Below are 23,403 nucleotides of genomic sequence, written 5' to 3'. Positions count from 1 at the left end.
AGCGGGTCGAACAAAAATCGCGAGTAGACCAAGGTTATGAATAAAAATCATTATCGGCTGGTATTCAGCCGTTTGCACGGGATGCTGGTCGCAGTGGAAGAAACGGCCAGTGCAGCGGGGAAAGCAAGCGCTGGTGAAACGCAGCGTGCCGTCGATCGCAGCGGTATGCATGGAGTGGCGCAGTTCGCGTTGCGTTTTGCCGCATTCGGTGCGCTGATTGCCGCGGGCGCGATACCGATGTGGGCACAGGCACAAATCGTCGGGGCAGGGTCGAATGCGCCGTCGGTGATCCAGACGCCCAATGGTCTGCCGCAAGTGAACATCAACAAGCCGGGTGGTGCCGGCGTTTCGCTGAATACCTACAATCAGTTCGACGTTCAGAAGAACGGCGCGATCCTGAACAACTCGCCGACGATCGTCAATACGCAGCAAGCCGGCTATATCAACGGCAACCCGAACCTGAGTGCGGGACAGGCGGCGCGCATCATCGTCAACCAGGTCAACAGCACGGCGGCCAGTCAGATCAAGGGATATGTCGAGATTGCAGGAAGCCGCGCGGAGATAGTGCTGGCGAATCCGGCCGGCATCGTCGTAGATGGTGGCGGGTTTATCAATACCTCACGCGCCGTCCTCACAACGGGTGTGCCGCAGTTTGGCGCGGATGGTTCACTGACCGGCTACAACGTATCGCGTGGGCTCATTACTGTGCAAGGTGCCGGCCTCAATGCGTCGAATGTCGATCAGGTCGATCTGATTGCCCGTGCCGTGCAGGCTAATGCCGCGATCTATGCAAAAGATCTGAACGTGATCGCCGGTGCGCAACAGGTCAATCATGACACGCTTGCCGCGACGCCAATCGCCGGAGACGGTCCTGCCCCGGCTGTCGCGATTGACGTGGCGCAATTGGGCGGTATGTATGCCAACAGGTTGTTTTTGGTTGGCAACTCCGCAGGCGTAGGTGTTGCGAACGCTGGGACGATCGCCGCGCAGGCCGGCGACTTGACGCTGCAATCGGATGGTCGGCTGGTGCTGACGGGCAAGACGACTGCGAGCGGCAATCTTACCGCAACCGGCAACGACATTCAGAACAACGGTACCACCTACGCCCAGCAGAATCTCAACGTCTCGGCGAACGGCGGCGCAGTGTCGAACGCCGGCGCGCTCGCCGCGCGGCAGAATACGACCGTCAACGCAGGCAGCGTCAATTCGACCGGCACCTTGGGTGCGGGCGTGAACAGCGACGGAGCCGTTGCCCAGAGCGGCGACCTGAACGTGACGACGACCGGACAACTAAACGCGAGCGGTCACAACCGGGCGGGTGGCAGCGCGAGTTTGCAGGCGGCCGCGATAGACCTGTCGAACAGCACGACATCGGCCAGCAGCGCCCTCACCCTGAACGCGACACAGGGCGATCTGAATCTCGCGCACGCAGTAGCAGTTGCAGGCGGTGCGCTGTCCGCGACCGCAGCGGGGGCACTCATCAACGATGGTGGCAATCTGTCGTCGGACGCTGCGCAAACGATTCATGCGGGCTCAGTGTCGAATGTCGGCGGGCAGATGGTGTCGGGCGCGTCGCTGGACCTGAACACGGCCGGAGCCGTCGACAACCGCCAAGGTCTGATGCAGGCGGCCGGCCGGGAGACGATTACCGGCGCGTCGATGGACAATTCAGGCGGCCGCGCCACGTCGCTCGGCACGGACGGCCTATCCGTGCATGTCAACGGTGCGCTGGTCAATGCAGCAGGCACGACCGCACAGGGCGCGGCGGGCGGTGTGATCGGCTCGAATGGCACGACCGATGTATTGGCCGATACGATTGCGAATCAGGGGGAATTCAATTCCAAAACCGACCTGACCGTCCATTCGCGTACGCTGGACAATCACTCCGGTGCGCTGCTGGCAGGGGCGAAGCTCGACACGACCGTCGTTGAAGCGCTGAACAACAGTCAAGCGAAAATCTCCGGTTCCACCACCCATGTATCGGCCGCGTCGATCCAGAATGACGGCGGCTTAATCGATGGCGATACACTGGGCGTCACGACGACCGGCGACCTCCTGAATCGCGGCGGCGTGCTGCGTCAATACGGGCAGTCCGATCAACGCTTGTACGTTGGCGGGATGCTCGACAACGGTGCGTCGGGATCGATCGCGTCGAATGCGCAGAATCTTGGGATTTCGGCGCATGCGATTCAGAACGATACGGGTTCGATTCAGCACGCCGGCAAGGGCGCGCTTGACCTGAGCGCCAGCACGATTTCGAATAGCGGCCAAGTGCTGACGAACGGCGCGTTGCAGGTGACGGCCGACACGCTGTTGAACTGGGGAAAACTGGGTGCGAAGACGGATGCGACCGTCCGTGCACAGACCTTCGACAACCATTCAGGTAGCGTCACCGCCGGCGCAAAGCTCGATACGCACGTTGTTGGGGCGTTGAATAACCAGCAAGGGTTATTATCCGGTTCAACGAACATGATTTCAGCCGCTTCGGTCGACAATGGCCGGGGCATGATTGAGGGCGACGCGCTCGGCGTGACGACGGCAGGCGATCTGCTGAATCAAAACGGATCGATCCAGCAATACGGAAAAACCGATCAAACGCTTTCCGTCGGCGGCGCGCTCCACAACGAACAAGGGACCGTCACCACCAACGCGACGAACCTGACGATCAATGCGCAGTCGATGTCGAATGATGGCGGCAACGTCAGCCACGCCGGCACCGGCCAGCTCGCGCTGACGACGACGGGCGCGATTTCGAATATCGGCGGCCAGATCGTCACCAACGGTGATTTGGTCTCGCGTTCGTCGCACCTGGACAATTCGAGCGGCGTGATGTCGTCCCAACACGTCGCAAACATTCTGGCGAATGCCGGCATCGTCAATGTGCACGGTACGTTTTACGGGAAGGATTCCCTCACCGCGTCCACGCAAGGCGACTATGTGAATTCGTTCGGCAGTACACAGTCGGGCGGAAATCTCACGGTATCGGCCGGCGGCGTGCTGTCGAACGATCGAGGCATCATGTCGGCCAACGGTGCGCACAGCACGATGGACGTATCCGCTTCGGACATCGTGAACCGCACGGGTACGCTGACCAATGCCGGGGATGGCGCGACCGTCCTGTCTGCCGCGACGATCGACAATAATGCCGGTACGGCGGGCGGCAACGGAGATGTGACCGTCAACGCGCAGCGCGTGACGAATACAAACAAGGCGAACCTCGTCGCCGGCAAGGCTGGAAATTTCAATATCGCGCAGTGGCTGGACAACTCCGGGGGCCTGCTTTACGGCGGCACGGTGTTCAACCTGAATCAGGCCGGTGCGACCGTGCTGAACGACAGCGGCAGAATGGAAGGCGGACAGGACGTATCCGTCAAGGTCGCGTCGTTGTCGAACCAAGCCGGTGCGATTCGCGCGAACCGCGATGTCGCGGTCAGCGGTGGTGTGACCGGCGATGGCGAAATGACCGCCGGTCGCAACCTCGGCCTGCACGTCGATGGCGACTATACGAACGGCGCAGCCAACCGTCTGCGCGCGGACGGCGACATGGACGTGTCGGCAACCGGCACGTTGACGAACGGCGGTACGCTGGCGGCGACCGGCGCATTGACGGTGAGCGGCAAGACAATCGTCAATCAGGCCGGGGCCGACATCAATTCGGCGACGACGACGGTCAACGCGGCCGATACGTTGACGAACGCCGGCACGATCGAGGGCGATTGGGTCGTGACCAACGGCACGACGCTCATGAACACCGGTGCGGTGATCGGCAACGACGTGCTGGTCAACACAACCGACGTGCAGAATACCGGGCCGAGCGCTGTGATCGCCGGTGCCAAAAAGGCACGCGTCTACGCCTCGAACTCGGTGACCAATAGCGACGGCGCGTTGATCTACAGCGCGGGCGATCTGGAAATCGGCAAGGATGGCACGCGCGACGCGTCGGGCATGCTCGCGAATCAGACCAACACGGTCACAAACGATTCGGCCAGCATCGAGGCCGACGGTAACATGGATGTCGCCGCGCACACGCTCGTCAATAAGCGCACGTCGATCGTGACTGAGCCGGGCACGCCGCAAAGCACGTCGTCGTCGCTGTCGCTGTACACCGGCGGTATCCCGATCGGCCGAAAGACCCAGTGGCACCGCAGTCTGACCTTCCCGCAATGGACTTGGGGCGGCGAAGCCGATCCGATTTCGGGGAACATGGCCGGCGCGTTGCGTAATCCGATTTCGATCACGGTGCCGAAATCGCAGGTCACGAATCTGAATGCGACCACGCAGACTTTTTCGCTGACGCAACCGATTGTCGAAACGTATCAGGACTTGAACTCGTGTGCGGACCTTTTGTGCGTCACTGCTACGGACCAGACACGCAACATCGCGACGAACGCGACGCAGACATACCAAAGCATTCAGGATAACGGCGCGACCTACACGATTACGTTCTGGCCGGACTGGGACCCCAAGACGCAGATGCGCCCGGATACGGTTCGGGTGCGTACCGATCTTGGCCCCGACTCGCACGATTACGTCGAAACGCAGCGTACCACCACAACCACGACGACTACGGACAAATTGATCAGTGCGTCCAATCCGGCGAAGATGCAGGCACAGGGCGCGATCCGGATCAACGCGGATGGCGGTTCGATCACGAACGAATCGTCGATCATGGCGGCCGGCGGCGATCTGGTCCGGCGCGCGACGGGCGGCACCGTTACCGACAAGGGAACGGTGCTGCAACAGACAGTCAGCGAACAGGACACGTCGACGTTCTACTGGCACCAGAAGACCGGGGGCGACAACGATACGCAGACCGTGAATTATCCCGTCACGCCGCTGCCGCCGACGACGATCGCGGCACTGCCGGCTATCGCCACCTCGAACCAGACGGTCCAGACGGACGCGCAATCGATCAATGTGCAGAGCGTCGACCGGCTCGGCCAGACCGTCACGGGTTCCGGTGTGACGGGCGGTAATGCGACCGGCACGCAGCTTGGCGGCCTGAACGGGCAGATTGCGGGACCGAATACGCCGACTGGCGTCACGGGTCAGACGAGCCGGCCGCAAACGCTCGGGAACGCGTCGAGCGGTATTCCGAACCTGACGCTGCCGACCAACGGGCTGTATACGTACCATCCTGCGCCCGATCAGGCGTTCTTGATCGCGACCGATCCGCGCTTCACGTCATATACGAAGTTCATATCGAGCGACTACATGCTCGGCCAGCTCGGCGTGAATCCGCAAACCACCATCAAGCGACTCGGTGACGGCGCGTATGAAGAACGGCTGGTGCGCGACCAGGTGACGCAGCTCACCGGGCGCACGTTCCTCGCTGGCTATTCGGACAACCTCGACGAATACACGGCGCTGATGAACAACGGCGTTGCGTATGCGAAGGCGTTCAATCTCGCGGTCGGCGTCGGCCTGTCGGACGGACAGATGCGCCAGTTGACGTCCGATATGGTCTGGCTCGTCTCGCAGGACATCACCTTGCCCGATGGCTCGCACCAGACCGTGCTGGTACCCAAACTGTATCTCGCTCAAGCGAATACGGTCGATTTGCAGCACAGCGGTGCGATTGTGGTTGGGGGCAAGGTCAACCTTAACGGTACGGGGGACGTCGCGAACAGCGGTCATATCGTCAGCGACGTGGCGACGACGGTCATCGGCAACACCATCGTCAACCGGGGTGTGATCGGTAGCGGCGGCACGACGGCAGTGGCTGCCGTGCAGGATGTGCGCAACGTGAGCGGTCGGATCGGCGGAGTCGATACGGTGGTGCGAGCCGGTCGCGACATCACCAACGAAACCGATACCTTGGGCGCGTCCGGAGCGGCGAGCACGACGGGCCTGATCGGGCAAATTTCCGCGCAAGGCACGCGCGCGACGGGCGTGATTTTCGCCACCAACGACGTTCAGGCACTGGCTGGACGCGATATCAACGTGAGCGGCGCAGCAATCCAGTCCGGGCGTAATACGTCGGTCGGAGCAGGCCGCGACATCAACGTTGGCACGGTCAGTCTGAAGGCCACGCAGGACGTCGGCACGCGAGATGGCCTGAACGGTGGGCATGACGACGTGACGCAGCACGTCGGCAGCGCGATAACGGCGGGCGGCAATGTGACGACTGTCTCGGGACGCGACACGACGCTGACGAACGCGACCGTCAATGCCAAGGACAACGTCACGATAGTGGCGGGCGGCGATTTGACCGCGACGGCCGCGAAGGATACGCAGCACCACGACGAACGGTCGCTGGGCGGTAGCCTGACCCAGCATACGGCGTCGTCGTATGACGAAACCGCGCGCGGCACGGACATTCACGCGGGCAATAACGCGGTACTGGGTGCGGGCCAAGGTGCCGTTGCTTCAGCGATCCTCGCGGCCGGCGGCGTCACGGCTCAGACGGACGCGTCGCGAGCCGGCAACTTGAGTATCGCCGGTTCGAACGTGACGACCGGTCAGACGTTGGCCGATGGAACGACCTCGGGCGGCGCGACCAAACTGGTCGCCAAGGGCGACATCAACGTCGGCGCGGTCACCGAAACCCACGATTCGCAAAGCTGGGTGCACGACCAGCGCTCGGGTTTCGTGTCGAAATCCGAGACGACAGACGAGAAGACGTCGCATCAGGTGCAGTCGATCGGCTCGACTGTTTCGGGCGATACGGTATCGGGCAGTGCCGGACGCGATCTGACGGTGGCGGGTTCCACGGTTGCGTCGACGCACGACCTGTCGCTGGAAGCGGGGCGCAACCTGACGGTTACCACCACGCAGGATACGAGTAACAGTTCGAGCTTCCACGAGGAAAAGAAATCAGGCGTCGGCTCAGCCGGCAGCGGGATTTCGTATGGGAATCGCGACCAGAAGGATACGGCGCACGACAGTTCGGTGACGCAGAACGGCAGCCTCGTCGGCAGTACCGATGGCAGCGTGTCGATGAAGGCCGGCAATGATCTGCATGTCACGGGTTCGGACATCATCGCGGCGCAGGATGTGACCGGCACTGGCAAGAACGTAACGATCGATTCGGCGATCAATACGACCCACCACGACGAAACGCACGAAGTCAAACAAAGCGGTTTTACGTTGGCGTTGAAAGCGCCGGTCATCGACGCGGTGCAGAACGTGAATCAGCAGGCGCGCGGCGCGGGCCAGAGTCAGGACGGGCGCGCTGCCGCGCTGCATTCCATTGCAGCAGCGGGCGGCGTGGCCGACGCATACGGCGCAGCCAAGGGGCTCGCCAATTCACTGGCAAGCGCGGACGGCAAGCCGGAGGCGAAGGTCGAACTGAGCTTCGGTTCGTCGCAAAGCAAGTCGACATTTAGTGAAGACGGCACGCAGAATCGCGGCAGCAACGTGAAGGCGGACGGCATCGCTGCGTTCGTGGCGACGGGGGGCAAGAACGCGGGCCAAGGCAACCTGACGATCCAGGGCTCGGACGTGAATGCGAAGGACGTGCTGTTGCAGGCGACGAATCAGGTCAACCTGTTGAACAGCACGGATACCGACAGCACGCGCAGCACGAACAAATCGAGCAGTTCGAGCATCGGCGTGTCGTTCGGCACGGGCGGCTTCGGCGTGTCGGCCGCGATGTCGCGCGCGCACGGCGATGCCAATTCCGATGCGGCGATGCAGAACAACACGCACATCAACGCGAGCAACACTGCGACGATTGTGAGCGGCGGCGACACCAACATCATCGGTGCGAACGTCAACGCGAACAAGGTCGTCGCGGACGTAGGCGGCAACCTGAACCTCGCTTCGGTGCAGGATACGACCCATAGCGCTGCGCACCAAAGCAGCACGGCTGGCGGCTTCAGCATCAGTCAGGGCGGCGGCAGTGCGAGTTTCAGCGCACAGAACGGGCATGCGAGCGGAAACTACGCGGGCGTGAACGAGCAAGCCGGTATTCAGGCGGGTAGCGGCGGTTACGACATCAACGTCAAGGGCAACACTGACCTGAAGGGCGCGTATATCGCTAGTACGGCGACCCCGGACAAGAATCAGTTGACGACCGGCACGTTGTCGTTTTCGGACATTCAAAACCATTCGGAATACGACGCCAGCAGCGTTGGTGTGAGCGCGGGCGGTGGCATTGGCGACGGCGGCAACAATTACGCGACGCATGGGGCGACGAGCACGAACGGCAAGAACACGGGCGGCGCGTTGCCACTGTATGTGAACGAGAGCGGTAGCAGCAGCGCGACGACGAAGAGCGCGATCGGCGACGGTCACATCACGATCACGGATAAGGAGAGCCAGAAACAGGACATCGCGACGCTGAATCGAGATACGACCAATCTGAACGGTAAAGTCGACACGACCCCGGACCTGCAACAGGTGCTGAGCAATCAGGGCGATCTGATGAACGCGGCGATGGCGGCATCGGAGGCAATTGCAAAGCAGATTGGCAACTATGCGGACAGGAAGGAGAAAGCCGCGCGCGATGCCGCCGCCGCGACCGACGATCCTGCGCTCAAGGCGCAATATTTGCAGGACGCGAAGAACTGGGCCGAAGGCGGCGATAATCGTGTTGCTCTGCACATTGCAGGCGGTGCACTGACCGGTGGATTGACAGCGGGCGGGCTGGGTGCGGCGGGCGGTGCAGCCGGTGCCGGGCTGTCAGCGAAGCTCGCCCCGGAACTGACGGAAATCGCGCAATCGATCAAGGATGCGGGGCCGACCGGCAACAAGAACGTCGACGAATTGCTGGGTAACGTTGCGTCGAACCTGTTGGCCGGCGGCGCGGGGGCGCTCGTGGGTGGTGGGACGGGTGCGTTGACATCGGCTGCGGTGGATCGCTTCAATAGACAGTTGCATCCGACTGAAATCACCGCCATTCGAGAGAAGGCACGGCAACTCGCGGCATCCGGCAAGATCGGCTACGATGAAGCGCTATCGCGTCTTTCGGCACAAGCGCTGCGTGACGTCGATCTGCAATTCGCGAAAGCGAATCCGGGTGTAGATGCACAGGCGCAGGTGTGGCTCGACCAAGTGAAGGCGGCGAATCCTGCGGGCTACAACAACATGCCCTTGTTTCAGGCGACGAGCGCGCAGTACAAAGACCCGAGCCTTTACGCGTATACGAAGTCGACGAATCGGGACGTGTATTTCGCGGCCAATTTGCCGGCGATCCCGGGGACGCTCAGCCCACCGAACCCGAGTATGAGTGCGATCGCGACGGGGAATGCCAAGGCAGTGGGCAACACATTGATCGACGTGTATAACAAGGCGCTGGGGGTTGCCGGTATCGATATGCCGAACGTCCAATTGCCACACATCTCGATGACGCCTGAGGAGCAGGCTGCTGCTGCTGCGACGGCGGTGATGGCATTGCCGTGGGGAGCTGAAGCGCTACTCGGACGTGGAAACGCGACCGCAGATTTGGCGCAAAGCGTCGGAGCTACTGGGAAGAACTATGTCGGGGGCGGTGCGCAACTTGCGGACGATACTAGTTTCTTGCTGGCGGAGCGTCAATTACCTGTCTCGCGTGGATCTCTCAGTGGTGATGCTGAAATGCCACCCGCGAATGCGCCAGCGGATCAGGTGCGAGCGGTGCAGCGTCAGAACGAGGCGGCGCAAATATTGGCTAATCATGGTTTGGACGTGGAACAACTGCCTAACAGCGGCTTGCCAGGACCTAATCCGGATCTCAAAATCAATGGCCAGATTGCGGACGTCTATTCGCCGACAACCAAGAATCTGCAAACCATTTGGGATAACGTTGCGAAGAAAGTGCAAACGCAAGCGCAGAATGTGGTGATCAATCTTGCGGATTCGCCCCTGAGCGGGACCGATGTGGCGCAATTTCTACAGCGAAACCCGGTGGCTGGTATGAACACAGTTACCATTATAAAGAACGGCGCGGTGATCGTCGTTGGGAGATAAAAATGTCATTAATGATGATGCTTGAGATGGAGAGGAATGTAAACGTCGATTCAGTTCGGTCGGCGTTGGTTCGATGCGAGGGGGAATTGTTGAATGATGAAAGTGAGGGATTTGACGGAAATTTCCAATTTACGAATATGTTTTTCTCATTTCGCAAACTCCAGGCGGGAAGAGTCAAGACGGAAGATTTCGAGTGCGACTGGGAAGTCGGTGCAGAAATGACATTCGTATATGTAATATCTGAATTGGAGCGTTGTAAGTCGCAAATGCGCAGTTTTCTCGAGGAGTTTTCGAAAACAAATGCGTGCAATTGGGTATTGTCGTTTCAATTTGAGTCTGTATACGCATACCGGGAGGCATCGTCGATTAAGTGGTTGAAAGAATTGTAGATCCTGGATTGATCTGATGTTCGATATCGCCAAATCGTGCAGGAGGAACCGAGTGAATTGATGCATTCGTCGACTGGGCTTCGGAGAAGACGCGAAGAACTTGCCGCGTGACGTGGCGAATTCGGTGGCGGACCGAAGACGCCGAGCGGGCCAGCAGGGGCCACGGTTATGGTAGGTGCTGTACCGTGTAGATCGGTGTCTTGTGTCTGACTGTGAACGCTGCCCCTGTCGTGACGCCGGGCGGGTCTGTTTTGTCGAGTGGTGGAAATGGAGACGGTCAATCGAATTCAACGATTGGTGGAAAAAGCGTTAGCGATATTTCCGATGCAGCAAAATGCAAAAACATGGCAAGCATACGGATAGCGCGTTTCCAAATGCAAAGAGTAGTCCAGCAGAAATCAATGAACAAGGGCAGCAAATTGTTTGTAGCATCCTGAATGATCCCGGACGTACGGTGACGCAGCGCGAGACAGGGCGCTTTGGTAACGTGGTTGATATTGCGGCAACTGGTGGTCGAAGGGTGCGTTACTATGGCGATGGTAAATTCATTGGTTTCATGGAGCCGCCGAAATGAGTGCTTTGACTGCGCAGGTAGCAAGCGTTGTGGATCGAGATAGTTTGGTTTATGAAATATGGTTTGAAGCCAAGCAACTCGCAGAAATATCGAAGGAGCCGGGGTGTGATTACGTTATTGAATTGTACGGGCCCGAGAATGCCCGAGCGTGGCGCGTGAATTTACAAGAGTTCAAATCATTGATAGATCAAGGTATCAAAGAGTTGATGAATAATCCGTGACGCTCGGCTCTCGCGACGTGCTTCAGCGTAACACGGGGAGCGTCGCTGGTCTTGACGACACGTTGGGTTTTGTTTTCTAATTTTCATAAAAAAATAACGACATAGTTAAGATTGATTTGATCCGATTTAAAGAGTTGTTGCCATGAGAAAAATTTATTTTCACGGAGGGTGCTCCATGTATGAGCTTGGCTCTATATTGGATGTGAGATTCTTTTTTAATGTCTTGATGTATTCGTCGCGGGAAGGCGTCCGGGGCTAGATTGGGCTCTACTAACGGATCGATTGTATCGACCATATATTCGCTTAGAAGAATCTAGGTGAGGTTCAAGTCTTAACACGTCAAGCAAGGCAAATTTTTATGAAGATGTCGGCATCTTCAGTTGATTGGTGTGAAATGTAAAATAATTCATTCATCGCGTGCCTTGATTTGAATTGGAGTGGTTTGAGTGATATATTTTTTGGAAATATCTTGGTTGAGCCGGGCAGGCATGCAATTCGGTAAAAATTATTTTTGATGAATTTAATATCTACAATCCTGTTCGATTTGTAATTGCGGATTTTCCGGGATTATATCGTGATCAGAAGAAACCACTGGCTGAGTACGATGCGCTGGAAGGTCAACCGTTCTGGCAACAATAAATTGACAATGAAATCGACACGGTACTCCCGTCGTGTACGTTGGCTGCCGATCTTTGCTCTTGCGCCGTTTGCAGTGCAGGCACAACAAGCGCCGTCACCTGCCGATCAAGCTGCCGCCGCTCGCGCGAATGCTGAACAGGATCGGCAAGCACAGCAGCAACGCGACGCGCAACAGCGCGACGCAGCGCTGCGGACCCCTTCTGTGCGTTCAGACGTACCGCGCGTCGAAATGTATCCATTACTACCGAGCGAACAGCCGTGCTTCCGGATCGACCGCTTTACGTTCGACGTGCCGGACTCGTTGCCGGCCGCCACGAAATCGGCAGGCGCATCCGCGCTGCCGATGGATCGTTTCGCCTTTGCGCGCGAATGGCTCGCCCACTATGCGGGCCAGTGTGTCGGCAAGCAAGGTGTCGATACGATCGTCAAGGGCATCTCTGCAGCGATTTTGTCGCGCGGCTACGTGACCACGCGCGTGCTTGTTCCTGAGCAAGACCTGTCGAGCGGGATGCTGAAACTATCGCTGATTCCCGGCATGGTTCGACACGTGCGCTTCTCCGACGAGAAATTGCGTGGCGCCTGGAAGACCGCCTTCCCGACTGGCGACGGCGAACTCCTGAACCTGCGCGACTTGGAACAGGGACTCGAGCAAATGAAGCGCGTGACGAGCCAGGACGTGTCGATGCAGATTGTGCCGGCCGACGTGCCCGGCGAGAGCGACGTCGTGCTCGACGTGAAACGCGGCAAGCCCTGGACGGTTGTTGCGTCGATCGACAACTCGGGTACCCGCGCTACCGGCAAGCTGCAAGGCAACCTGTCGCTCGGTATCGACAACCCGCTCGGGTTGAACGACATCTTCAACATCGGCGCGAGTCAAGACCTTGAACTCGGTGACAAGCGCCTTGGCTCGCACGGTTGGAACGGTTTCTATTCAATCCCGTGGGGCTACTGGACCGCGACGCTGTCCGCGTACACGAACACCTACTACCAACAGATCGCCGGCGTGAATCAAACATTCGTGGCGAGCGGCAATTCAAAGACGGTCGATTTCAAGCTGGCCCGAGTGCTTGCCCGTAGCCAGAATGATGTGTTCGGTGCGTACGCTCGCCTGTCGCGTCGTTTCGGACAGAGCTTTATCGAAGATACCGAAATCTCGCAGCAGCGCCGCAATAACACGATGATCGAGCTCGGCCTGACCGATCGTCACTACTTCGGCGGCGCGCAGTTCGATGGCTCGCTTGCATATCGGCAAGGTATTGGTGGATTGGGGGCTCAGGAAGATACGTTGGCGGTGGGTAGTGGGCCGACCTATCGGTTCAAGATGGCCGTGCTCGACGCGAACCTGTCGGTGCCGTTCGCGATTGCGCAGCAGCCGTTCCGGTACGTCACGACGTTCCACGGCCAGTACACCGGCAACACGCTGTACTACATCGATGACCTGACGATCGGCAGCCGCTACACGGTGCGCGGTTTCGACGGCGAAACGATGCTCGCCGCGGCGCGCGGCTTTTACTGGCGCAACGAACTGCAGGCGCCGATCGGGCAGACCGGGCAAGCAGTCTATGCCGGCATTGACTACGGTCGTGTATGGGGCCCGCAACCGGTGGCATTGGTGGGTACGCAACTGGCAGGTGCGGTGATCGGCGTGAAAGGCAGCGTCGCGACGCGTTTCGGTGGGTACGGCTACGACCTGTTCGCCGGCACGCCGATCTACAAGCCGTCCGGATTCCCCACGGCGCGTGTCACGGTCGGTTTTCAGGTGACGGCCCAGTTCTGAACGTGATGAGTCGAGACACGTCTCCGACCCGTACGCGTCGCAAGCACGACGCTGCATATGCCCGTCTGGTTAAGGTTGCCGCCGAGCGCGGGCTTACGTTGCTGACGAAGGAATGGGGCGGGTGATTTGACCGTGGGAATCGCGGTGTGTGGCGACTACAACGCATCCGTGCCTGCACCCACGCTAGCCTGCCAACTACCGCCCAACGCCTTCAGCAACCCGACTTCTGCCTCGATCCGGCGCGCGTCGATCTGATCGGCCGTGCGCCGATTCGTCAGCGCGATCGTCTGCGCGGTCACCACGTCCAGATAGCTGACGGCGCCCGCGTTGAAGCGATTCGTCGTCAGCCGCAGCGACAGATCGGCTGCGTCGGTCGCGCGCTGCTGGCTGTCGGCTTCGGACGCGAGTGCGTCGAGCGCCGACAACTGATCCTCGACCTGCTGGAACGCGACGAGCACGGTGTGCCGGTAGTCGGCGACCGCACCGTCGTATTGCGCGTGCGCGCCGCGCAGCGACGCGCTGCGGCGGCCGCCGTCGAACAGCGTGCCGGCGAGCTGCGGGCCGAGCGACCAGAACAGGCTCGGCGCGGTGAGCCACGGTGCGAAGAACGAACTCTCGAGGCCGACGCTCGCCGACAGCACGAGATCCGGGAAGAACGCCGCGCGCGCCTCGCCGATCCGCGCGTTCGCGGCCGCGACACGGCGCTCGGCCGCCGCGATGTCGGGCCGCCGCTCCAGCAGTTGCGACGGCACGCCGGCCGGAATGGCCGGCACGTGGAACGCCTGCACGCGCGGCGGCAGCACGAATGTCGACGCGTTCTCGCCGACGAGCGTCGCGATCGCGTGCTGCAACTGCGCACGCGACGCGTCGATATCGGTGTCCTGCGTACGCGTCGATTCGAGCTGGGTCTCGGCTTGTGCGACCGCCGACGCATCGATCGCACCGGCCGCGAGTTGCCGCTTGAGCAGCGTCAGTGCGTCCGTGTACGCGCGCACGGTGTCGTCGAGCAGTTGCTTCTGCGTGTCGAGCGAGCGCAGCGCGAAATAGTCGGTCGCGAGTTCGGCCGTGACCGACAGCTTCACGGCCTGCAGATCGGCCGCGCTCGCGGCGGCGTCCGCCTGCGCGCCCGTCACCGCGTCGCGTACGCGGCCGAACACGTCGGGTTCCCAGCTCGCGGCCACGCCCGCCTGATAGTCGGGCGTCGCCTTGCCGGCAAGCGACGAGCCGAGCCGGTTTTGCGACACGCGCGCGCGGCTTTGCGCGGCGCCCGCAGTGATCGTCGGCAGGAACCCGGCGTGCTGATAGTCGACCGTCGCGCGCGCCTGCTGCAACTCGGCGACGGCTTTCTTCACCGTCTGGTTCGACACGTCGACGCGCGCTTCGAGCGCATTCAGGTCGGCATCGTCGAAGACGGTCCACCAGGCGCCGCGCGCGGCGGCGTCGGCCGGGTTCGCCGTGCGCCAGCCGGCCGACGCGGACGGTGCGCCCGCGTAGTGCGCGGGTACCGCGACGGCGGGCGGCGAATACGGCGGCAGCGTCGAGCAGGCGGTCAGTGCGGCCACGGCGCCGAGCGCGGCGACGCGGCGAGCGAACGGGAGCGGGTGAAGGAAGCGCATGGCGGATATCTCGTGAGTCGTCGTCGATGAGTTAGCCGCGCGCGGGCGCCGAGACCGGCGCCGATGCGGCCGTCGCGGCACCATCGGCGCCGACGGCACGCATCGGCGGCGCGCCGCGCGCGGCGGCGGCGGCGGCGGCAGAGGCAGAGGCAGAGGCAGAGGCAGAGGCAGGTTGCGCGGGGCGCGCAGCTGAGGCAGCAACCGGCGCCGCATCGTGCGCGGTCGACACGATCTTCACGGCTTCGCCGGCCGTGATCGCATCGCCCGGGTTGTCGATCACGCGATCGGTTGCCGCGAGCCCCGCGACGATTTCGACGCGCGTGCCGAAATCGCGTCCGATCTGCACGGTCTTCAGCGCGGTTCGGCCGTTCGCGCCGACGGTGGCGATCGTCACGCCGTTCGGCCGGAACAGCAGTGCACTGACCGGCAGATCGAGCGCCGGCGCCGCGCTCGGCACGGCGAGATGCGCCTGCGCATACGCGCCGGGCATCAGCGCGCCATCGTGGTTGTCGACGTCGATCTCGACGCGCAGCGTGCGCGTGACGGGATCGATCGCGCCCGCGCTGCGCGCGACCCGCGCGGCAAGCCGCCGCCCCGGATACTGCGGCGTCGTCAGGTAGACCGGCGTGCCGGTCGATACGCCGGCCGCGCTGTCCTGCGGCACGTCGACGAACACGCGCAGCGTGTCCGTCTGTTCGAGATGGAAGAGTTCGCCGGACAGGCCCGGGCTGCCCGGCGTGCCGCCCGCGGTGACCAGCGTGCCGACGTCGACGTTGCGTGCGGTGATCACGCCGTCGAACGGCGTGGTGACGGACTCGTACGACACGAGTTCGGCAAGATGCGCGACGTTGGCCTGTGCGGACGCGAGCATCGCGCGCTTCGCGTTCATGTCCGCGACCTTCGTGTCGGTGTCCTGCTCCGAGACCGATTGCGTGTTCAGCATGTCCTGCCAGCGCTGCGCGGTCGATTTCGCATAGTCGTAGTTCGCCTGCGCGCTCGCTTCGTCGGCGCGCGCCTGGCGCAATTGCGCGTCGAGATCGGGCGCCGAGATCCGGGCGAGCGTCTGGCCGGCCTTCACGTGCGTGCCGAGATCGGCGCTCCAGTGCGCAACGTAGCCGCTCGTGCGCGCATAGATCGACGCGTCCGCATAGGGCGCCACCGAGCCGGGCAACGTCAGCGTCTGGTCGGCCGGCGCCACGCCGGGCACGACGACCGACACCGGCAGCGCCTGCTGCGCGGCCACCTGCGCACGCTGCGCGGCGCGTGCATCGATACGCGGCACGATGCCGAGCGCGAGCAGCGCGGCGGCGAGCGCGACGGCCGCGAGCGGCACGGCGAGCTTGCGGGCGCGGCGGGGCGGCGGCGTATCGGGGGCGGCGCCGCGCGCGGCGGGCGGCACGGCTGCGGGTGCGGTGGCCGCTTCGGCGGTGGGCGGCGGGGCGACGGGTTCGATCGAGTCGTTCATGATGGGTCCGGGTCGGGCGAATCGAAGGATGAGAGGGGGCGGCCGTCTGCACTCAACGCAGCGCTGGCGTGTCGGGCGCGTGCTGCGCGGGTCGCGCGGCCGCGGCGTCGCGGCGCCGCGCGAGCCACGCGTGAACGAAGCCGAACAGCACCGGCACGAACAGCAGCGTCGAGCACGTGCCGAACGCGAGGCCGCCGATCACCGCGCGGCCGAGCGGCGCGTTCTGCTCGCCGCCGTCGCCGAGGCCGAGCGCCATCGGCAACATGCCGATCAGCATCGCGAGCGCGGTCATCACGACGGGCCGGAAGCGGCTGAAGCCCGCGTCGAGCGCGGCCCGCCACGGCGGCGCGCCGGCCGCGAGCAGCTCACGCGCCGCGTTCACGACGAGAATGCTGTTCGCGGTCGCGATGCCGATGCACAGGATCGTGCCGGTCAGCGCGGGCACCGACAGCGTGGTGCCCGTGACGAACAGCATCCACGCGATGCCGGCGAGCGACGCCGGCAGCCCGCCGACGATCACGAGCGGATCGAGCCACGACTGGAAGTTCACGACCATCAGCAGGTAGACCAGCGAGATCGCGAGCGCGAGGCCGCCGAGCAGGCCCGAGAACGACTCGTGCATCGCCTGCACCTGGCCGCGCAGCACGATCGACGAGCCGGGCGGCAGTTGTGCGCGCGCGGCGTCGACGAGCTTCGTCACGTCGGCCGTGACGCCGCCGAGATCGCGCCCCTGCACCGCCGCGAAGATGTCGAGCACCGGCTGCACGTTGTAGTGCGACACCACGGCCTGCTGGGTCGAGCGCGAGAACGTGCCGAGCGCGCCGAGCAGGTTCTGCGCGGACGCGCCCGCGGCCGGGCCGCCAGCCGGCGTCTGCGGCGTGCTCGCGGTGCCGGCGGGCAGCGGCACGTTCGCGAGCGACTGCAGCGAATTCACCGTGTATTGCGGCGTCTGCACGAGCACCGGGTAGCTGACGCCGTTGCGCGGATCGAGCCAGAAGTTCGGCGTCGTCTGCGAGCTGCCGGACAGCGCGATCAACAGGTTCTGCGCGACGTCGCGCTGCTGCAGGCCCGCCTGGATCGCCTTCGTGCGGTCCACGTTCACGTCGATCGCCGGTTCGTCGCCGGGCTGCTGGATGCGTGCGTCGACGAGCCCGCGCACGCCGCGCAGTTTCGCGAGCAATGCATTCGCGACCGCGCGGTTCTGGTCGAGCTTGTTGCCGACGATCTGGATGTCGATCGGCGCCGGCAACCCGAAATTGAGGATCTGGCTGACGATGTCGGCCGGCAGGAACGCGAACGTCACGCCGGGGAACGACTGCGCGAGCACGTTGCGCAGCGTCGCGACGTAGGCGGCGGTCGACGCGTGATTCGGCTTCAGCGTGACGAGCACGTCGGCGTCCTCGGTGCCGATCGGGTCCGACGAATCGTACGTGAGGTTGATTCCGCTGACCGGCACGCCGATGTTGTCGAGCACGCCGGCGAGTTGGTTCGCCGGAATCACGCCGCGGATCTTCGCTTCGACTTCGTCGGTCAGCCGTGCGGTTTCCTCGATCCGCGTGCCGGTCGGCGCGCGCAGATGCAGGCGGATCTCGCCGGTGTCGACCGACGGGAAGAAGTCCTGCCCGGCGAACGCGTAGAGGCCCGTCGATGCGACACATGCGAGCAGGAACGCGGCCGCGAAGCGGCGGCGCCGCGCGATCGCCGCGGACAACAATGCGCGATAGCGCAGCCGCACGGCCTCGAAGCGATGCTCGAACGCCGCCTGGAAACGCGCGATGCGTGCGAAGGCGCCACGCGGCGGCCGGCCGCTCCCCTTGGCGCGCATCAGCGCCATCGCGAGCGTCGGCACCAGCGTGCGCGAGAAGAAGTACGACGCGATCATCGCGAAGATCACGGCCTCGGCCAGCGGCACGAACAGATAGCGCGCGACGCCCGTCAGCAGGAACATCGGCACGAACACGATGCAGATCGACAGCGTCGACACGAAGGTCGGCACTGCGATCTCGCCTGCACCGGTCAGGATCGCGTCCTCGAGCGGCGCACCGAGCTCGAGATGATGCGTGATGTTCTCGATCGCGACGGTCGCGTCGTCGACGAGGATCCCGACCGCGAGCGCGAGCCCGCCGAGCGTCATGATGTTGATGGTCTGGCCGAGCGCGGACAGCGCGAGCAGCGACGTGAGCACCGCGAGCGGGATCGTGACCGCGATGATCAGCGTCGCGCGCCAGCTGCCGAGAAACAGCAGGATCATCAGCGCGGTCAGGCAGGCAGCGATCAGCGCTTCGCGCACGACGCCCTGGACCGCCGCCTTCACGAACACGGACTGATCGTCGAGCGGCGCAATGTGCAGCGCCTTCGGCAGCCCGGCCGCGATCTTCGGCAGCATCGCCTTCACCTGGTCGATGATCGTCAACGTTGACGCGCTGCCGGTTTTCTCGACCGTCAGCAGCGCCGCGCGCTTGCCGTCCGCCCGCACGATGTTGGTCTGCGGCGCGTAGCCGTCGCGAACGTGCGCGACGTCGCGCACGTACACGACATTGCCGCCGATCGTCTTCACCGGCAGGTCGTTCAGCGCGGCGACCGTCTGCGTGCTGCCGTTCATCTGCACGTTGTATTCGTGCGTGCCGATTTTCGCGGTGCCGCCCGGCAGGATCAGGTTCTGCGCATTGATCGCGTTGACGACGTCGATCGGTGCGAGCCCTTTCGCCTGCAGCGCGCGCGTATCGAGGTCGACGACGATCTGGCGGATCTTGCCGCCGAACGGCAGCGGCACGGCCGCGCCCTGGACGGTCGCGAGCTGGGTGCGGATGAAGCTGTTGCCGAGATCGTACAGCTGCTGCTCGGCGAGCGTGTCGCTCGACAGCCCGAGCTGCAGGATCGGCACCGTCGACGCGTTGTACGTGATGATGTTCGGCGGCAGCGTGCCGGGCGGCAGGATGCGCAGGATCGACGCGGCGTTGCTCGCGGCTTCCGCGATCGCGCGATTGATGTCGGCGCCCGGGTGGAAGAAGATCTTCACGACCGACACGCCGTTCAGCGACTGCGACTCGATGTGCTCGATGTCGTCGACGTCGGACGTGAGCGCGCGTTCGTAGTTCGACGTGATCCGCTTGGCCATGTCCTCCGCGGAGAAGCCGTTGTACGACCAGACGATGCTGACGACCGGAATGTCGATGCTCGGGAAGATGTCTGTCGGCGTGCGCAGCAGCGCGAGCGGTCCCGCGATGAAGATCAGCAGCGCGAGTACGACGAACGTGTAAGGCCTGCGTAACGCCAGCCGGACGATCCACATGATGGTGCTCCTCGAAGCAGGGCTCGGATGCGCATTCGATGCGACGAGCGTGCAGTCTGCCGGCGCGGCGTTGACCCGACCCTGACTCGAGGATTACGAAGTCGTTATCTGTGGGGGCGGGGCGGCATTGGTCGCGGATTTCAAATTTGTCATCCGCCGGTCAGCACTCCGCGCGGGCGCCTTACCGAGAATGCGCACGTCAGGCAGCCCGCGCCGCGGCCATGCTGCCGGCGGCGCATCGTCGATGCGCTGCGTCGAACCCGTCAGGAGCGTGTCGTGATGAAACCTGTCCGCATTGCCGAGATCGCCGTCGTGCGCGCGTTCGCGATCGCGCCGTCCGTGGCGGTGCATGCCTGCGCCGTCATGCGTGCGTCAATGTCCGGGTTCCTTCACGGACAGGTGGTTGACCACCGACTTCGCCGGCGCGGCGGTCTGCGCCGCGGTTTGCGCGAGCTCGATCTGCGCTTGTTCGGGAACGGTGCCGTCGAGCGTGATCGTGTTTGCGCGTGCGACGACGCGAATGTCCGACGTCGCGAGACCGCGTGTCGACGTCAGTGCCTTGCGGACCCGGGTTTCGGTGTGCCAGTTAGCGCGGCGGAGCTGTTTCTTGCCGGCGGTCGATACGGCGGATGCCGAGGCGGCGGCCGTGTCCTGTGCGACTGCGGCAGTCGCCACCGTGAGCAGCGGGATCAGGGCCAATACGGCGAGCTTGATGGGGCGCATGTTTTCCTCTCGTTGAACGTGGCGCCGAGACGGGCGTCGATGCCCGACCCGTGCGCGTGTGGAGATTCCCGCCCGCGACATACCGGTGCGATTGCGGTGCGACCGGGGCGCCGTGTCGGACAGGCGCGAGACGGTGCCTGCGCCGCGCCGCGCATCGATATCGTCGTCGTTCGGGCAACTGGAGTATCGGGTTTGCGCGCCGGGCAGGATTGCCGCAGCGCACGCCGGTTTGTCCATTGGCACGGAGCGGGCGCGCCGTATCCGGTCGTGGCGCGAACCGCGCGGTTGCGTTCGTGCCTATCGGAAAACCTGCGTTCGCCGTTGCGGGTTGAATGCGCGCTTGCCGGGCTTCGAGACTGTGTCCATGTCGGGCGTCACCGCACCAGCCGAACGCATCGCCGGACTATACGAAAGTATGAAGGCGTTGGCCGGATCGATGCCCCGTTCGATCGGTGGCGATGCCGGCGTGCGGCGGCGGCATGCGGGCGGCACGCTGCGTGGTGCCCGCGAAATCGCCTGAAGGTGTCCGCTTCGCGTCATTAAACCTCGATATGACGCGCCCCATCGATTGTCGTTTTCGTGCATCCCTATGTACGGCTGGCCCGCGCGGTACCGATTCGCTACCGTTGAGTCGACGCGGCGCACCGCTGCCGATCATCGTCTTACGATCTTTTTCGGATAACCATCATGATGCTTTCCTTGCCGAATCTCTCAGGTTCCGTTCATGACGTCGACGCGTGCGGTCGGCAACCGGCCTCGCACGATCCGATCAACGTCGAGCGCGCATGGCGCGAACCCGGCGTGGCGCCGCAGGCCGATATGGCGCTTTCGCGGTGGACGCGAAAGGAGTCGACGTCTGTCGCCGTGTCGAGCGACGGCAGCGACCGATGGCACTGCATCGGCATCAGCCTCAAATGCACGTCGCTGACGTTTGCGCATGCGGGCCGCGTGCTGGTCGACGGACGTTTGACGGCGGGCACCGCGCAGATCACCGCGCCGGGTGTGCCATGCCGGGCCGTGTTCCACGGCGCGAGCGACGTGCTGCACCTGTTCGCGTCGCAACGCGTGCTTGCCGAATGCTACGAAGACCTGTTCGGCCGGCCGCCGTCGGGCGATGTCGTCATCGACGATCCGCGCCTGATCCGCGACCCGGCCCTTGAGCGGCTCGGCCAGGCGCTCGCGGTGTCGCACACGCGCGACGGCGCGCTCGGCAAGGTGTTCGCCGACGGCGTCGGTCTCGCGATCGTGTCGCGCGTCATCGCCCGTCACTTCTCGGCGCCGCAGCGCGATGCGCGGCGGACGGCCGAGTTGCCGTCGTGGCGGATGCGGCGTGTCGTCGAATACGTGGACACCCATCTCGCCGACCCGATCGGCCTGGCCGACATGGCGCGCAGCGCCGGCCTCACGCGCATGCACTTCGCCGCGCAGTTTCGTCATGCGACGGGGCTGCGGCCGCACGAATACCTGATGCGCCGCCGGATCGAACGCGCACAGCAATTGCTGCTCGAATCGCGGCACAACGTGCTCGACGTGGCGCTGAGTAGCGGATTCCGTTCGCAGGCGCATTTCACGACGGTATTCAAGCGCTTCGTCGGCGCCACGCCGTGCTGCTGGAGGACGGGTGCCCATGAAGAACGGTGAGCGGATTCGCGCGTTCCTCGCGATCAGCGAGGCGTTTCTGTGCGGCGGCGCCGGCGCGCATGACGACACCCGCGGGCGACTGCCGCAGCCGGCTCCGATGCGCGATGCCGTCGCGCCGCGCGCCATCCGCGCAGGCGACGTATCGGGCCGGCACGCAGCGGCGCTGATGCACGGCGCGCGGCGGGAAAACACGATGGGTTCACGCAACGGAGAGGAACGGTGATGGAGAGTCGAACGAACATGACGGACATCGATCCGTGGACGCAGACGCTGGGTTTGCTCACGCAACTGTGTGCACCGCGCGACGTGCGTGCGGCCGCGCGGCCTCGGGAAGCGCGCCGCACGCGCACCGGCCCCGATCCGAGGCACAAGCCGTCTGCGGTGTCGGCGCGGCGCACGGTAGCCGTCAGTTTCGTCGAGCGCCAGACCGCGACGACCGTATCGATCGCGTGGCGCGATGCGACGCATTGCTCGTATGGCGACCAGGTCTGGCAGACGGCGCGTGCGCGCGTCGGCGGCGTATGCGCGGTAAGCGGGCGTCCGGTCGAGCCGGGCGATTCGATTTACCGGCCGCGGCCGACCCGCCCGGTGCCGCTCAATGCAGGCGCGATGATTCTGGCGTCGGTGCTGGAGCAGATCGAGCAAGCGGCCTGAGCGCACGCGGGGCCGTGCGGGCCAGCCGTCGCCCCGCACGTGCCGGCGCGGTGCCGGACTGCCCCGCATCGCGCCGGTGCTTGTCGCATCATGTCCAGTCTTTCGAATCGTTGATCGAGTGCCGGTAACCGGGCGCTCGATCGGCGTGGCCGAGCTGCTTGTCGACAGGGGCCTGGCGAGGCGGATCGGCGTAGCCGGCGGCATTCCATGCGGGCAGGTGGGCGGGCATGCGCACGAGCGCGTGCGCGGCGGGCGATTGGTTGGCGACGAATGCGCTGCCGCTCGCCATGCGTTCGAGCGGCAATTCGGTATCCGAGCCGACCGCCTCGATCGTGTCGAAGAACCGCGGCGACTGGGCCGCCCATACGACCCACGCGGCGAGCGCCACGGCGCTCGACAGGCAAAGCGTTTTCAACGGGCGGATGACGATCGGCTTCATGGAGACTATATGAACGCGTCCCGTTTGCAACAGTTTTCGTGTGTTCCGACAGACAGGATGGGCTGCAGCTCTATATCCGGCC

13 protein-coding genes are annotated in these 23,403 nt (G+C 63.6%); 8 read left to right on the top strand and 5 right to left on the bottom strand.

The window, feature by feature from the left end:
• The first annotated feature begins 36 nt into the window (after window positions 1-36).
• From WS89_RS10775 to WS89_RS10770, 4 genes are all read left to right on the top strand, one after another.
• Window positions 37-9,891, top strand: coding sequence for a hemagglutinin repeat-containing protein (locus WS89_RS10775; RefSeq protein WP_156440541.1), 9,855 nt, complete (start codon window positions 37-39; stop codon window positions 9,889-9,891).
• A gap of 723 nt (window positions 9,892-10,614) precedes the next feature.
• Complete coding sequence (locus WS89_RS33730) at window positions 10,615-10,854, top strand: hypothetical protein (RefSeq protein ID WP_156440540.1); 240 nt, start codon at window positions 10,615-10,617, stop codon at window positions 10,852-10,854.
• Complete coding sequence (locus tag WS89_RS33725; protein WP_156440539.1) at window positions 10,851-11,075, top strand: hypothetical protein; 225 nt, start codon at window positions 10,851-10,853, stop codon at window positions 11,073-11,075. Before WS89_RS33730 ends, WS89_RS33725 begins: the two co-directional genes overlap by 4 nt.
• Before the next feature lie 646 nt (window positions 11,076-11,721).
• Window positions 11,722-13,491: a ShlB/FhaC/HecB family hemolysin secretion/activation protein gene (locus tag WS89_RS10770; RefSeq protein ID WP_059790917.1), complete on the top strand. Its 1,770-nt coding sequence runs from the start codon at window positions 11,722-11,724 to the stop codon at window positions 13,489-13,491.
• A 155-nt stretch (window positions 13,492-13,646) separates the two neighbouring features.
• On the opposite strand, the gene WS89_RS10765 is transcribed toward WS89_RS10770, so the two are convergent.
• The 4 genes from WS89_RS10765 to WS89_RS10750 all read right to left on the bottom strand — a co-directional run bounded on the left by WS89_RS10765 (window position 13,647) and on the right by WS89_RS10750 (window position 20,587).
• Window positions 13,647-15,107 (bottom strand): efflux transporter outer membrane subunit, encoded by a 1,461-nt coding sequence (locus WS89_RS10765; RefSeq protein WP_059790915.1) that lies wholly within the window; start codon window positions 15,105-15,107, stop codon window positions 13,647-13,649.
• Between the two features lie 31 nt (window positions 15,108-15,138).
• On the bottom strand, window positions 15,139-16,572 hold the full coding sequence (locus WS89_RS10760; RefSeq protein WP_059790913.1) for an efflux RND transporter periplasmic adaptor subunit: 1,434 nt from the start codon (window positions 16,570-16,572) through the stop codon (window positions 15,139-15,141).
• A gap of 52 nt (window positions 16,573-16,624) precedes the next feature.
• Complete coding sequence (locus WS89_RS10755; protein WP_059790911.1) at window positions 16,625-19,864, bottom strand: efflux RND transporter permease subunit; 3,240 nt, start codon at window positions 19,862-19,864, stop codon at window positions 16,625-16,627.
• Window positions 19,865-20,236: 372 nt separating this feature from the next.
• Entirely contained in the window at window positions 20,237-20,587 is a 351-nt protein-coding gene (locus WS89_RS10750; RefSeq protein WP_059790910.1) for a BON domain-containing protein, read from the bottom strand.
• A 364-nt stretch (window positions 20,588-20,951) separates the two neighbouring features.
• On the opposite strand from WS89_RS10750, the gene WS89_RS33720 reads away from it, so the two are divergent.
• From WS89_RS33720 to WS89_RS10735, 4 genes are all read left to right on the top strand, one after another.
• The gene (locus WS89_RS33720) at window positions 20,952-21,107 is read left to right on the top strand and encodes a hypothetical protein (protein WP_156440538.1); all 156 of its coding nucleotides are present in this window, start codon (window positions 20,952-20,954) and stop codon (window positions 21,105-21,107) included.
• 167 nt (window positions 21,108-21,274) lie between these two features.
• Window positions 21,275-22,228 carry an AraC family transcriptional regulator gene (locus WS89_RS10745; protein ID WP_059790908.1) on the top strand — a complete coding sequence of 318 codons (954 nt, stop codon included), beginning with the start codon at window positions 21,275-21,277 and terminating at the stop codon, window positions 22,226-22,228.
• The gene (locus WS89_RS10740) at window positions 22,215-22,451 is read left to right on the top strand and encodes a hypothetical protein (protein ID WP_082741840.1); all 237 of its coding nucleotides are present in this window, start codon (window positions 22,215-22,217) and stop codon (window positions 22,449-22,451) included. The genes WS89_RS10745 and WS89_RS10740 overlap by 14 nt, the downstream gene beginning before the upstream one ends.
• A 17-nt stretch (window positions 22,452-22,468) precedes the next feature.
• Complete coding sequence (locus WS89_RS10735) at window positions 22,469-22,882, top strand: DUF3331 domain-containing protein (protein ID WP_257128157.1); 414 nt, start codon at window positions 22,469-22,471, stop codon at window positions 22,880-22,882.
• 88 nt (window positions 22,883-22,970) lie between these two features.
• On the opposite strand, the gene WS89_RS10730 is transcribed toward WS89_RS10735, so the two are convergent.
• Window positions 22,971-23,403, bottom strand: a 433-nt coding sequence (locus WS89_RS10730; protein ID WP_218921293.1) for a hypothetical protein, incomplete at its 5' end; no start/stop codon positions are given.

The organism is Burkholderia sp. MSMB1072 (assembly GCF_001524725.1).
Lineage (GTDB): Bacteria > Pseudomonadota > Gammaproteobacteria > Burkholderiales > Burkholderiaceae > Burkholderia.
Note: the sequence above shows the minus strand (reverse complement) of the source record. Positions and strands in the feature narration are given on the sequence as shown.

What these genes read in the sequence shown, in the direction of transcription:
- WS89_RS10775 (WP_156440541.1), top strand. Translation starts at nt 37, where the DNA reads ATGAATAAAAATCATTATCGGCTGGTATTCAGCCGTTTGCACGGGATG.
- WS89_RS33730 (WP_156440540.1), top strand. Translation starts at nt 10,615, where the DNA reads ATGCAAAAACATGGCAAGCATACGGATAGCGCGTTTCCAAATGCAAAG.
- WS89_RS33725 (WP_156440539.1), top strand. Translation starts at nt 10,851, where the DNA reads ATGAGTGCTTTGACTGCGCAGGTAGCAAGCGTTGTGGATCGAGATAGT.
- WS89_RS10770 (WP_059790917.1), top strand. Translation starts at nt 11,722, where the DNA reads ATGAAATCGACACGGTACTCCCGTCGTGTACGTTGGCTGCCGATCTTT.
- WS89_RS10765 (WP_059790915.1), bottom strand. Translation starts at nt 15,107, where the DNA reads ATGCGCTTCCTTCACCCGCTCCCGTTCGCTCGCCGCGTCGCCGCGCTC.
- WS89_RS10760 (WP_059790913.1), bottom strand. Translation starts at nt 16,572, where the DNA reads ATGAACGACTCGATCGAACCCGTCGCCCCGCCGCCCACCGCCGAAGCG.
- WS89_RS10755 (WP_059790911.1), bottom strand. Translation starts at nt 19,864, where the DNA reads ATGTGGATCGTCCGGCTGGCGTTACGCAGGCCTTACACGTTCGTCGTA.
- WS89_RS10750 (WP_059790910.1), bottom strand. Translation starts at nt 20,587, where the DNA reads ATGCGCCCCATCAAGCTCGCCGTATTGGCCCTGATCCCGCTGCTCACG.
- WS89_RS33720 (WP_156440538.1), top strand. Translation starts at nt 20,952, where the DNA reads ATGTCGGGCGTCACCGCACCAGCCGAACGCATCGCCGGACTATACGAA.
- WS89_RS10745 (WP_059790908.1), top strand. Translation starts at nt 21,275, where the DNA reads ATGATGCTTTCCTTGCCGAATCTCTCAGGTTCCGTTCATGACGTCGAC.
- WS89_RS10740 (WP_082741840.1), top strand. Translation starts at nt 22,215, where the DNA reads ATGAAGAACGGTGAGCGGATTCGCGCGTTCCTCGCGATCAGCGAGGCG.
- WS89_RS10735 (WP_257128157.1), top strand. Translation starts at nt 22,469, where the DNA reads ATGACGGACATCGATCCGTGGACGCAGACGCTGGGTTTGCTCACGCAA.